A 13,212-nucleotide genomic window follows, 5' to 3' on the forward strand; every position below is an offset into this window, starting at 1 on the left:
TTTCTGGAGAGTTTCGGAACAGGCTCAGCGCGGCAGCACGCTCGATCCCATCAGCGCCTCGTCGATTGCACGCGCCGCCTGGCGGCCCTCGCGGATCGCCCAGACGACCAGCGACTGGCCGCGCCGCACGTCGCCCGCCGCATAGAGCTTTTCGACGCTGGTCCTGTAGTCCCGGTCATTGGCCTCGACATTCTTCGAGCGGCGGCTGTCGGTTACGATCTTCATCTGCCCGTCGAGTTCCGAGACCGGCCCGCGAGCGGCTGGCCCGGCAAAGCCGATGGCGATGAACGCGAGATCGGCGCGGATGACGAATTCCGTGCCCGCGATCGGCTTGCGCTTTTCGTCGACTTCGCAGCATTTTACCCCGGTCAGCTGGCCGTCTTCGCCAATGAATTCAAGCGTCGCCACCTGGAATTCGCGCTCGGCGCCTTCGGCCTGCGAGGATGACGTGCGCATCTTGGTCGCCCAGTAGGGCCACACCGACAGCTTGTCCTCCTTTTCCGGCGGCTGCGGCCGGATGTCGAGCTGGGTGACGCGCACCGCGCCTTGGCGGAAGGCGGTACCGACGCAGTCGGAGGCAGTGTCGCCGCCGCCGACGACGACGACGTGCTGGCCGCCGGCGACGATCGGGCGCGACGGCCATGCCACCGACTGGATCGGCTCGCCGCCGATACGCTTGTTCTGCTGAACCAGATACGGCATCGCGTCGTGCACGCCGTCGAGATCGTCGCCAGGGATGTTGGCCGGACGCGGTGTTTCGGAACCGCCGCAATAGAGGACCGCGTCATATTCGGCGAGCAGTTCGGCGACCGGCTTATCGACGCCCACATTGACGCCACACTGGAAGCTGACACCTTCGCCCTGCATCTGCTCGATGCGCCGGTCGATATAATGCTTCTCGATCTTGAAGTCGGGGATACCGTAGCGCATCAGCCCGCCCGGCCGGCTCTCGCGCTCATAGACGTGAACGTCATGGCCGGCGCGGCCGAGTTGCTGGGCAGCCGCCATTCCCGCCGGCCCCGAGCCTATGATCGCGACGCGCTTGCCGGTCTTCCGTTCCGGCGGATAGGGCCGAATATGGCCGGTTTCATAGGCTTTGTCGGCAATCGCCTGCTCGATCGTCTTGATGGCGACCGGAATATCCTCGAGGTTCAGCGTGCAGGCTTCCTCGCAAGGTGCGGGGCAGATGCGGCCGGTAAATTCCGGAAAATTGTTGGTCGAATGCAGGTTGCGGATCGCGTTTTCCCAGTCGCCATTGTAGACGAGGTCGTTCCAGTCCGGGATCTGGTTGTGGATCGGGCAGCCGGTCGGTCCATGGCAATACGGAATGCCGCAATCCATGCAGCGCGCGGCCTGTTTCTCGACCTCCTTGTCCGACATCGGCAGCGTGAACTCACGGAAATGCCGGATGCGGTCGGAAGCCGGCTGGTACTTGTGCACCTGCCGGTCGATCTCGAGAAACCCTGTTACCTTGCCCATAGTCCAGTCCCTGCTGTCCGGAAGGTACGCCTGGCGACGCACCCGTTAACCTCATAAGGCAGCCGTGGCAACCTTCAGTCCGAGGTCAGGATTGTTGATGAAGATGGTTGCCAGGACGCATGGGCCCCCGGCAATTTCCAAATCTATTCCGCCGCCACGTTCATGCGCATCCGCTCCATCTCGATCAGCGCGCGGCGGTATTCGACCGGCATGATCTTCCGGAATTTCGGCCGGAAAGTCGCCCAATCGTCGAGGATTTCGCGACCTCGTACCGAGCCCGTGTAGTGGACGTGGTTGGAGATCAGCTGGTAGAGCCGCTCCTCGTCGTGGCTGGTCATATCGCCCGATACGTCGACACGGCCCTTATGGTCGAGATCGCCGCCGTGGTGGAGCAGCTTCTCCATCAGGTCGTCCTCTTCCGGAACCGGCTCCAACTCGACCATCGCCATGTTGCAGCGTTCGGCGAAATCGCCCGCCTCATCGAGCACATAGGCGACGCCGCCCGACATGCCGGCGGCGAAGTTGCGGCCGGTCTGGCCGATGACGACGACGATACCACCAGTCATGTATTCGCAACCGTGGTCGCCGACGCCTTCAACGACCGCGGCGACACCCGAATTGCGCACAGCAAAACGCTCGCCGGCAACGCCGCAGAAATAGGCCTCGCCCTCGGTTGCGCCGTAGAGCACGGTGTTGCCGACAATAATGGACTCGGCAGCAACGATTTTCGTGTTCTCCGGCGGGCGGATGACGATGCGGCCGCCCGACAGACCCTTACCGACATAGTCATTGGCAGCGCCCACCAGTTCGAACGAAATCCCACGCGCCAGAAAGGCGCCAAAGGATTGGCCGGCCGTGCCGGTGAGCTTCACCGAGATCGTGTCCTCGCGCAGGCCCTTGTGCTTGAAGCGCTTTGCCACTTCACCCGACAGCATGGCGCCCGTCGAACGGTCGACGTTGCGGATCGGCAGTTCGATGCTGACCGGCTGCCTGGCTTCGAGCGCCGGCTTTGCCAGTTCTATCAGCTTGCGGTCGAGCACGTCGTCGATCGGATGCTTCTGCCGCTCGGTCCAGTGCACCGCCGCGTGTGGCGCATCGGGCTTGTAGAACATCTTGCTGAAGTCGAGTCCGCGCGCCTTCCAGTGCTGGATCAGCTCGCGCTTTTCCAGAAGGTCGGTGTCGCCGATGATCTGGTCGAGATGGGTGTAGCCCATCTCGGCAAGCAGCGCCCGCACCTCTTCCGCCACATAGAAGAAGAAGTTGATGACGTGCTCGGGCGTGCCCTTGAAGCGCTTGCGCAGCACCGGGTCCTGCGTCGCGACGCCGACCGGGCAGGTGTTGAGATGGCACTTGCGCATCATGATGCAGCCGGCCGCGATCAGTGGCGCGGTCGAGAAGCCGAACTCGTCGGCGCCGAGCAGCGCGCCGATGATGACGTCACGCCCTGTGCGCAGGCCGCCATCGACCTGCAGCGCGACGCGCGACCTGAGGCCGTTGAGCACCAGCGTCTGGTGCGTCTCGGCAAGGCCCATCTCCCACGGGCTGCCGGCATGCTTGAGCGAGGTCAGCGGCGAAGCGCCGGTGCCGCCGTCATAGCCTGATATGGTGATGTGGTCGGCACGCGCCTTGGCGACGCCGGCCGCAACCGTGCCGACGCCGACTTCCGAGACCAGCTTGACCGATACGTCGGCCGCCGGATTGACGTTCTTCAGGTCGTAGATGAGCTGCGCCAGATCCTCGATCGAATAGATGTCATGATGCGGCGGCGGCGAGATCAGGCCGACGCCCGGCGTCGAATGCCTGACCTTGGCTATGGTTGCGTCGACCTTGTGGCCCGGCAGCTGGCCGCCCTCGCCGGGCTTTGCCCCTTGCGCGACCTTGATCTGCATCATGTCGGAATTGACCAGATATTCGGCAGTGACGCCAAAGCGTCCCGAAGCGACCTGCTTGATCGCCGAGCGTTCGGGGTTCTTGCCGCCGCCCGGCAGTGGCAGATAGCGGTCGGCCTCTTCGCCGCCCTCGCCGGTATTCGACTTGCCGCCGATGGCGTTCATGGCGCGCGCCAGCGTCGTATGCGCTTCCCTGGAGATCGAGCCGAAGGACATCGCCCCGGTCGAGAAGCGCTTGACGATTTCGGCCGCCGGCATCACCTCGTCGAGTTCGACCTTCTTGCGCCCGGTCTCTTGCGCAAGCTTGATCTTGAACATGCCGCGAATGGTCTGCGCCTGCGCCGTCTCGCTATCGATCTGGGCGGAATAGTCCTTGAACGTCTCCCACGAGCCCTGGCGCACAGCGTGCTGCAAGGTCGCCACTGCATCGGGCGACCAGATATGGGCCTCGCCGCGCATGCGGAACATGTATTCGCCGCCAACCTCGAGGCTGTTGCGCAGCACCGGGTCGTTGCCGAAGCCATCGGTGTGGCGGCTGACGGTTTCGGCGGCGATCTCGTCCAGCCCGACGCCTTCGATCAGCGTCGCCGTACCGGTGAAGTACTTGTGCACGAACTCCGACTTCAGCCCGATGGCATCGAAGATCTGCGCGCCGCAATAGGACTGATAGGTCGAGATGCCCATCTTGGACATCACCTTCAGGATGCCCTTGCCGATCGACTTGATGTAGCGGGAGACGACCTCGTAGGCATCGACCTCCGCTGGCAATTCGCCACGCTTGTGCATGTCGAGCAGCGTGTCGAAAGCGAGATAGGGATTGATCGCCTCGGCGCCGTAGCCGGCGAGACAGCAGAAATGATGCACCTCGCGCGGCTCGCCGGATTCCACGACGAGCCCGACCGAGGTGCGCAATCCCTTGCGGATCAAATGATGATGCACGGCCGCCGTTGCCAGCAGCGCCGGAATGGCGATGCGGTCCGGGCCGAGCTGACGGTCCGACAGGATGATGATGTTGTAGCCGCCGGCGACCGCCGCCTCGGCGCGCTCGCATAGCCGGTCTATAGCGCCCTGCATGCCGGCCGCGCCTTCATTCGAAGCATAGGTGATGTCGATCGTCTTGGTGTCGAAACGGTCCTCGGTGTGACCGATGGAGCGGATCTTTTCGAGATCGCCATTGGTCAGGATTGGCTGGCGCACTTCGAGCCGCTTGCGGCGCGAATTGCCGACCAGGTCGAAGATGTTGGGCCGCGGCCCGATGAAGGACACCAGGCTCATCACCAGTTCCTCGCGGATCGGGTCGATCGGCGGGTTGGTGACCTGGGCGAAATTCTGCTTGAAATAGGTGTAGAGCAGCTTCGATCTGTCCGACATCGCCGAAATCGGCGTGTCGGTGCCCATCGAGCCGACTGCTTCCTGGCCGGTGGTCGCCATCGGCGACATCAGCAGCTTGGTGTCTTCCTGGGTGTAGCCGAACGCCTGCTGGCGGTCGAGCAGGCTGACGTCCCTGCGCAGGGCGCGCGGCTCGACCGGCTTCAAATCTTCGAGGATGAGCTGGGTGTTGGCGAGCCAGCTCTTGTAGGGGTGCCTGGTCGCGATCTCCGACTTGATCTCCTCGTCGGAAACGATGCGGCCCTTGTCCAGGTCGATCAGCAGCATGCGGCCGGGCTGCAGCCGCCACTTCTTGACGATCCTTTCCTCCGGCACCGGCAGCACGCCGGCTTCCGAGGCCATGATGACGCGGTCGTCATCGGTAACGATGTAGCGCGCCGGCCGCAGCCCGTTGCGGTCGAGCGTGGCACCGATCTGGCGGCCGTCGGTGAAGGCAACCGCCGCCGGCCCGTCCCACGGCTCCATCAGGGCTGCGTGATACTCATAGAAGGCTTTGCGGTCCTGACCCATCAGCTTGTTGCCGGCCCAGGCTTCCGGGATCAGCATCATCATGGCGTGGGCGAGCGAATAGCCGCCCTGCGTCAGGAATTCGAGCGCATTGTCGAAGCAGGCGGTGTCCGACTGCCCTTCGTAGGAGATCGGCCACAGTTTCGAGATGTCGTTGCCGAACAGTTCGGAATCGACCGAAGCTTGGCGCGCCGCCATCCAGTTGACGTTGCCGCGCAACGTGTTGATCTCGCCATTGTGGGCGACCATGCGGTAGGGATGCGCCAGCTTCCACGACGGGAACGTGTTGGTCGAGAAGCGCTGGTGGACCAGGATCAGCGCCGTCTCGAAACGCGGGTCGGTGAGGTCCTTGTAGTAGGCTCCGACCTGATAGGCCAGGAACATGCCCTTGTAAACGATGGTCCGCGACGACATCGAGACGACATAGAAGCCGTTGTCGACGCCTTTGGTCTCCTCGTGGATGCGGCCGGAAATGACCTTGCGCAGGATGTAGAGCCGCCGCTCGTAATCGTCGTCGTTCTCGATCTCGGCGCCGCGGCCCAGGAACACCTGCCGGTGCACCGGCTCGGAAGCGGCGATGTCGGGCGCCTTGGACAGCGACGAATTATCGACCGGCACGTCGCGAAAGCCGAGCAGCGGCTGGCCCTCGAGTTGCGCCACCTCGGCGATGATGCCTTCGATATGCGCCTGCAGCTCCGGGTCGCGCGGCATGAACACCTGGCCGACGGCATAGTGGCCGGGCTTCGGCAGTTCGACCCCTTGCTTGGCCATCTCCTCGCGGAAGAAGCGGTCCGGCAGTTGCACCAGCACGCCGGCGCCGTCGCCCATCAGCGGATCGGCGCCGACCGCGCCGCGATGCGTCAGGTTTTCGAGCACGGCAAGGCCGTCCTCGACGATCTGATGCGACATCACGCCCTTCATGTTGACGATGAAGCCGACGCCGCATGCATCACGCTCGTTGCGCGGATCATAGAGGCCGTGCGCGGTATAGCCGGTGTTGGTTCGCCGAATATTGGTCAGGGACGGATTTTTGACGGCTGCCGCTTTCGTCTGCGCGGCCTTCGTCGCAGATGGCGTCATGTCCGTCATCGTCCTGTCCTCCGTTCCGTCCCCTTCGGGCGCTGGTTTCCGTCGGGAAGCGCGTGGCTCCCCTTTCAATCTTGCGGCACGTCTTGCGAAATTCTTGCCGACGGTGCGGCTTTCCGCATCGTTCGCATATGGTATTCGTACAGGCCGGAGCCAGGCTGTCTAGCTGTCGCTCGCGGTAAACGGCCGCAGAGGCGCAATCATATGCCAATGCGGCCAGTTTTGTGCGACAAAATAAGACAGCACTACTGTCCTAAATTTTTATGACAGAAATTTGGGATGCACACAAGACCGATTCACAAAATTCTTGAAGCTTTCGCGACAGAAAATTGCGCGGAAACCCGGTGCCAGCGTAACCTTCCGTCGCTGCATGTACGCTCATGCGTTTCGCTGGCTTTAGCGGATTTTCGGTATCTGCCCCTTGCGGCCGGCATGCGAAAGCGGCCAAGCTCGCACCGATTTCCCCAACATAGGCAGACGCATGATTTTCGCTTCCGACAATTGGGCAGGCGCCCATCCCCGTATCGCTGCCGGCCTCTCGGCCCATGCCGACGGCTTCTCCACCGCCTATGGCGACGGTGTCCTCGACAAGGCAGTTTACCAGCGCTTCAATGAAATCTTCGAATGCGAAGTCGCGGTGTTTTTCGTCGCCACCGGCACCGCTGCCAATTCGCTGTCGCTGACTACCTATAACAAGCCAGGCGGCATTTCCTTCTGCCATCGCGAATCGCACGTCATCGAGGACGAATGCGGTGCACCGGAATATTTCACCGGCGGTTCGCGGCTTTATACAGTCGAAGGCGCACTCGGCAAGATCGATGCCGGCAATCTGGAACGGGCGGTGGACCGTTTCGCACCGGAAAACGTCCATTCCGGGCGGCCGGTTGCCGTTTCGATCACTCAGTCGACCGAGGTCGGTACCGTCTACACGCTGAACGAAATCGCCAGGATTTCGGCGATCGCAAAGCAGCATGGACTGCCGCTGCACATGGACGGGGCCCGCTTTGCCAATGCGCTCGTCGCGCTGGAAACGACGCCGGCCGAAATGACCTGGAAGCACGGTATCGACATCCTCTCCTTCGGCGGCACCAAGAATGGCTGTTGGTGCGCCGAGGCGATCGTGCTGTTCGACCTCGAGCGAGCCAAGGAATTGGCCTTTTTGCGCAAGCGCGCGGCTCAGTTGTTCTCGAAATCGCGCTTCATCGCCGCGCAATTCGATGCTTATTTCAGGGGTGGGCTATGGCTCGATACGGCACGGCACGCCAATGCGATGGCGGCACGGCTTGCCGCGGCGATAGAAGATTCCCCTTCCGCCCGGCTGGCCTGGCTGCCGCAGGCGAACGAGGTCTTCGCGGTCATGAAAAAGGCCGAGGCCGAAAGCATGCAAGCGGCAGGCGCGGCCTTCCATGACTGGCACAGGCCGCTCGGCTACGACGGCCACATCGGCGAGGACGAAGCGCTCTACCGCTTCGTCACCAGCTTCGCGACCACGCCCGACGAGGTCGACCGTTTCGGCTACCTGCTCGCCGGATAGCAAGCCTTACCCAGCAAAAAGAGCGGCGCATTGCTGCACCGCCCTTTCTTCCCGGGGAGTTGGCGTCCCCGGAGAACGTAGCTGCCTGGCTTAGGCGGCAGTCTTGGCCTCGATCTGCTTGGCCTTGGCCGGAGCCGAGGTGATCGCGATCTTGCGCGGCTTCAGCTCTTCGGGGATGTTGCGCTTGAGGTCGACGGAGAGCAGCCCGTTCTTCAGCGCGGCGCCGACAACCTCGACGTGATCGGCAAGCTGGAAGCGGCGCTCGAAGGCTCGGCTGGCGATACCGCGATAGAGCAGTTCGGAGCCTTCGCCATTGCCTTCCTCCTTGCGCTCACCCTTGACGGTCAGCACATTGCGGTGAGCTTCGATCGAAATCTCATCTTCCGAGAAGCCGGCCACAGCCATCGAGATGCGATAGGCATCCTCGCCCGTGCGCTCGATGTTGTAAGGCGGATACGTCTGGCCTTCCGGCTGCGCAAGCGAATCGAGCATGGTGAACAGCCGGTCGAAACCGACGGTCGAACGGTAGAGCGGGGAAAAATCAACGTGACGCATGATGTGTTCTCCTGTTGAGCAACAAGGTTGCGTATGGCCGGTGCGAAACCCGTAACAGCGTTTCGGATGGGCCAGCGGCCCCGACATTGGCGACCGCATGACAGATTTGGGAAGCGGACGACGGCATTTCAAGATTTCCCGCGTCCAAACGGGACCGATCGCGGCCGACGTCCCGATGCCGATGAACGGCAGATGAACCGTGGCTTCGGCGAGCGTTCAGCCAGGCGGCATTAAAACTGTTCTCGAGATAACGAACAGGTCGCGAAAAAGGCGACACGACGAGGCCGAACCGGGTGCAACGTCCCTTCCTCCCGGGTCGACAGAGGCCGGAAGTACGCCCAAGGCTGCTTCCGGCCTTATTTCTTCGCTGCCTGTCGACCTCCCCGGCGTCCCGAATTCCTTTGCTTTTGGCGCATGGGCGTTTATGCCTGACTTGCGCCCGTCGGCACCGACACCAGCCAAACACCGTATGACCGATCTTTTCCACCAGACCCCCGTCTTCCACGAAACTCCGGACAATCCGCTGCCGGAAAACGCAGCCGGTGGCTTCTTCACCACGCGCGACGGCAAGAAGATCCGCTATGGGCTGTTTGCCGCTGTTGCCCGCCCCATGAAGGGCACCGTGGTCGTCCTGACCGGCCGCAACGAGTGCATCGAGAAGTATTTCGAGACCATTCGCAACCTTGCCGACCGGGGCTTTGGCGTGGCAACCCTCGACTGGCGCGGCCAGGGCGCTTCCGACCGGATGATCGGCGACCGACAGCGCGGCCACGTCCAGAGCTTCTTCGACTATACCGGTGATCTGGAGCAGTTCTTCGAAGAGATCGTGCTGCCCGATTGCCGAGGGCCCTACTACATACTGGCCCATTCGGCTGGCGCGGTGATTGCGCTGCTTGCCGCGCCCTCAATGGCGAACCGCGTGCGCCGCATGGTGCTGATCGCACCGTTCTTCACAGTGCCCGACCTGCCGGTTTCGGTAAAAACCGTTCGCCGCATCTGTTCGCTGTTCTGCCTTCTCGGCCTCGGCCGGCTCTATGCCGCATGGGGGCCGCGGCCGAAGGAATCGGTGCCCTTCGCCATGAACAAGCTGACCAGCGACCCGGCGCGCTATCGACGCAATACGCTGATCTACGAAACCTATCCGCAGCTGGCGCTCGGCGGACCGACGATCCGCTGGCTGAAGGCGGCCACGGAGGCGTCCTTGATCGTCAGCGACCCGGATTTCATGGCCAAGATCCAGGTGCCCTTGTTGATGATCGCCGCCGGCGCCGACCAGGTCGTCTCGACCAGGGCAGTCGAAGCCTATGCGAGACGTCTGCGCGTCGGCTCGCTAGTGATGATCGACGGCGCCCGCCATGAGATCCTCCAGGAAGCCGACCTCTATCGCGAGCAGTTGCTTGCGGCATTCGATGCCTTCATCCCCGGAACCGGCGACGCTGTTTGACCACTTCGCCAGCGCCCGCCAACAAAGCCCGTACGGGTCGCTTGTCCGGCGCAGCGTGCTCCCCTTATTCCCGTTCAGGCATCGAGCGCTAGCTTGCTGCCAAAGAGGTTGGAGGCCATTCGCCGGGAGAAAAACGACCATGAACGCATCGAACACGCTGTCACGTCAGGGGCATCGGCTACTGCAGATTGGCGTCGCGCTGCTGCTGTTTTCGTCATTCGAAGGGTTTGCAATACCGTATCTCGCCGCACCGCGGCTCGGACTGTCCGCGCACACGCTCAGCGCCCTGGAGGACGTTCTCTTGCTGGCGCTAGGCCTCACATGGTCTAGGCTCAATCTCGGCGCGGCGACGTCGCGGATTGCATTCTGGCTGCTGATCTATTCGGCTTTGGCGATCCTGGCCGCCTACGTGATCGCCAGCGCCTGGGCGGCCGGCAACGAGACTATGCCGTTAGCGGCCGGAGCCTTCCACGGAAGTGCCCTTCAGGAAGCAGTGATCAAAGGTGTGGCGTATTCGTCCGCGCCGACCGGCCTCATCTCTTTCGTGCTCATTTTGTGGGGCCTGCGTCTCTCGGACGCTTGGCCTGCCGATGGCTAATTTAGAACCATACCAGGGTTCCCGTCGGATTTGCGCAAAACAGACGCTTGGGTACACCGGATGCTCAGCCGCGCAGCGCCGCCATCGCTGCTGCGTGCAGCTCCGGTGTCGCGGCCGCCAGGATGTCGCCGCCCTTTTCCGCCGGTCCGCCCTCGAAAGTGGTGACGACGCCGCCTGCCTTCTCGATGATCGGGATCAGCGCGACGATGTCGTAGGGTTTCAATCCGGGATCGGCGACGATATCGACGCTGCCCGCCGCCACCATGGCGAAGGCATAGCAGTCGGTGCCGTAACGGGCGAGTTGGACCTGTTGCTCGAACAGGTCGTAGCGCAGGCGCGCGTCTCCCTTGAACAGCGCCGGCGTGGTGGTGAACAGCGTCGCCTCGGCGAGATTCGTCGTCTTGCGCGTTGCGAGTTTTCGCGGGCCACCGGGACCTTCATAATGCGAACCGGAGGCATTGGCGTAGAACAGCTCGCCGGTGAAGGGCTGCGACATCATGCCGGCGACGGCATCGCCGTCGACCGTCAGCCCGACCAGTGTTCCCCATACCGGCAGGCCGGAAATGAAGGCGCGCGTTCCATCGATCGGATCGATCACCCAGACATGCCGGCTGGAGATGTTTTCGCTGCCATGCTCCTCGCCGAGGATGCCGTGATCGGGGTATTGCGCGTTGATCAGCGCGCGGATGGCCCGCTCGGCCTCGCCGTCGGCCTCGGTGACGGGGTCGAAGCTGCCGCGCTCCTTGTTGGTGACCGCGCCCTGATTGCGGAAGCGCGGCAAGGTCTCGGCCGCGGCGGCATGCGCAACGCGCCGCATGAACTCGATGCTGACGTCCAACTGATTCTCCCGATCCAGCATGTTTGAGATGCCCGTTAGCCCACGGTCTTATGCCGAAACAAGGGCGTTTGTGCCGAAACAAGGGCGTTCGGAGCCTTTCGCTGGACGCTAACTGTTGCTCGAATGCAACGCAATCATCGTGGAAATGCAATTTCCACTTCACAGTGAATTAAAAAACCCGGAACGCGCCTTGACATTTGTGCAGCGCACAATACGTTTGTTCTCGGACAGGGTTCCTGTCCATGCCCTCCTTGGGCGTTTCCTCCCTAGACTTCGACCGTGTCGTGCAAACGATGCGGTCTTTTTTTATGCCGCATGAGCGGCGAGTGCCGCGATTTCGGCGCTATTCTGCGGCCAGAGGCAGATCCATGAAATTGTGATCGGGCATCGCCATCAGTTCGGCTGAAAACCGCGCCAGATCGTCCGCCAGGGCGTCGAAACCAGATGATCTCTGGAACGTCCGCTCATTCATGTAGAGCCCGCGATTGACCTCGATCTGCAGCGCATGCAGATGGCGCACGGGCCGGCCATAGTGCTCCGTGATGAAGCCTCCGGCATAGGGCTTGTTGTGGGCGACGCTGTAACCCATGCCGTTGAGCAGGCCGATCGCGGTCTCGGTCAACGCCGCCGCGGCCGAGATGCCGAAACGGTCGCCGACGATGAAATCCGGCCGCAATCCGCTGTCGCCGACCCTTATGCTTGCCGGCATCGAGTGGCAGTCAATCAGCACAGCATAGCCGAAGCGCGCATGGGTTCTGGTCAAGAGCCGTTTCAGCGTCTCGTGATAGGGCTTGTAGACCGCTTCGATGCGCGCCACGGCCTCCGCCAGCGGCAAGCGGCCGGAATAGATGTCGAGCCCCTCGCCTACAAGTTTGGGCACGGTGCCGAGTCCGCCGGCCACCCGCGCTGAGCGGATGTTGCAGAATGACGGCACCGGTTCGGCGAACATGCGCGGGTCGAGTTCCCACGGCTCCCGGTTGACGTCGAGATAGGCACGCGGGAAGTTTGCCGCCAGCATCGGCGCCCCTAGCGCGACGGCACCGCCGAACAATTCCTCGACATAGCAGTCCTCGGAGCGACGGATCGCGTTGCGGTCCAGCTTGGCCATCGCCATGAACCGGTCCGGATAGTAGCGGCCGCTATGCGGCGAGTTGAAGAGGAAGGGAACGCGCTGTTCGGCGCCCGATCGGATTTCGAAGGGTGGAACGACCGAAAAATCCTCGGCTGCCGTTTTCAATTTGAACGAACCCGGGAATACCAATGCATCATGATAGGAAGGTGCCACCTCGCCGCTCGCATGTCCAGCCGCCGAAGCGCCAGCCAAATCAGGATTGTGCGCCCAACGTTCACTTGATGTTTACCGTCACCTCCTCATATACAGCATGGTTAACGGGCTTGCCGCACGGCATTGTCGGTTGGGTGATTCGGACGGGACAAGATGGCACGCATTCTGCTGGCGGAAGACGACGACGACATGCGCCGGTTCCTCGTCAAGGCGCTGGAGCGCGCCGGTTATCAGGTCAGCGATTTCGACAATGGCGCCAGTGCCTATGAGCGGCTGCGCGAGGAGCCTTTTTCGCTGCTTTTGACCGACATCGTCATGCCCGAGATGGATGGCATCGAGCTCGCCCGTCGCGCCACCGAGATCGATCCTGACCTCAAGGTGATGTTCATCACCGGCTTCGCCGCCGTCGCGCTGAACCCTGACTCCAAGGCACCGAAAGACGCCAAGGTGCTATCGAAGCCGTTCCACCTGCGCGACCTCGTCAACGAGGTCGAAAAGATGCTGCAGGCCGCCTGACGCGCTTTTTGTCGCGTCTTGACTGACGCCGCAAGCCAGCCATTCTTTCCCCTTTCCCGCTATTGACGTGCCGAACCAAAAATGGTGTATGC

9 protein-coding genes are annotated in these 13,212 nt (G+C 62.5%); 4 read left to right on the forward strand and 5 right to left on the reverse strand.

Features of this window, described 5'->3' with window-relative positions:
• Nucleotides 1-24 precede the first annotated feature (24 nt).
• Entirely contained in the window at nucleotides 25-1,479 is a 1,455-nt protein-coding gene (locus NKH98_RS04770) for a glutamate synthase subunit beta (RefSeq protein WP_352799950.1), read from the reverse strand.
• 143 nt (nucleotides 1,480-1,622) lie between these two features.
• Nucleotides 1,623-6,353, reverse strand: a complete 4,731-nt coding sequence (gene gltB / locus NKH98_RS04775; RefSeq protein WP_352896919.1) for a glutamate synthase large subunit — start codon at nucleotides 6,351-6,353, stop codon at nucleotides 1,623-1,625.
• A 478-nt stretch (nucleotides 6,354-6,831) separates the two neighbouring features.
• Here gltB and NKH98_RS04780 point away from each other — a divergent pair, with 478 nt between their 5' ends.
• A complete protein-coding gene (locus tag NKH98_RS04780) occupies nucleotides 6,832-7,884 on the forward strand; it encodes a threonine aldolase family protein (RefSeq protein ID WP_352896921.1) in 1,053 nt (350 codons plus the stop codon).
• Between the two features lie 90 nt (nucleotides 7,885-7,974).
• Here NKH98_RS04780 and NKH98_RS04785 read toward each other — a convergent pair whose 3' ends face one another.
• A complete protein-coding gene (locus NKH98_RS04785; protein ID WP_352478207.1) occupies nucleotides 7,975-8,439 on the reverse strand; it encodes an Hsp20 family protein in 465 nt (154 codons plus the stop codon).
• Between the two features lie 469 nt (nucleotides 8,440-8,908).
• Here NKH98_RS04785 and NKH98_RS04790 point away from each other — a divergent pair, with 469 nt between their 5' ends.
• Nucleotides 8,909-9,883, forward strand: a complete 975-nt coding sequence (locus NKH98_RS04790) for an alpha/beta fold hydrolase (protein ID WP_352478206.1) — start codon at nucleotides 8,909-8,911, stop codon at nucleotides 9,881-9,883.
• Nucleotides 9,884-10,022: 139 nt separating this feature from the next.
• A complete protein-coding gene (locus NKH98_RS04795; protein ID WP_352896923.1) occupies nucleotides 10,023-10,481 on the forward strand; it encodes a styrene oxide isomerase in 459 nt (152 codons plus the stop codon).
• Between the two features lie 64 nt (nucleotides 10,482-10,545).
• On the opposite strand, the gene hisN is transcribed toward NKH98_RS04795, so the two are convergent.
• Both hisN and NKH98_RS04805 read right to left on the reverse strand, forming a co-directional pair.
• Entirely contained in the window at nucleotides 10,546-11,319 is a 774-nt protein-coding gene (gene hisN, locus NKH98_RS04800; RefSeq protein ID WP_352896924.1) for a histidinol-phosphatase, read from the reverse strand.
• A gap of 343 nt (nucleotides 11,320-11,662) precedes the next feature.
• Nucleotides 11,663-12,604, reverse strand: coding sequence for an N-formylglutamate amidohydrolase (locus tag NKH98_RS04805; protein WP_352896926.1), 942 nt, complete (start codon nucleotides 12,602-12,604; stop codon nucleotides 11,663-11,665).
• A gap of 153 nt (nucleotides 12,605-12,757) precedes the next feature.
• Between NKH98_RS04805 and cpdR the strand changes: the two genes are divergently transcribed.
• Nucleotides 12,758-13,120: a cell cycle two-component system response regulator CpdR gene (gene cpdR, locus NKH98_RS04810; protein WP_006199474.1), complete on the forward strand. Its 363-nt coding sequence runs from the start codon at nucleotides 12,758-12,760 to the stop codon at nucleotides 13,118-13,120.
• Nucleotides 13,121-13,212 lie beyond the last annotated feature (92 nt).

The organism is Mesorhizobium sp. M0833, from assembly GCF_040319905.1.
Classification (GTDB): domain Bacteria; phylum Pseudomonadota; class Alphaproteobacteria; order Rhizobiales; family Rhizobiaceae; genus Mesorhizobium.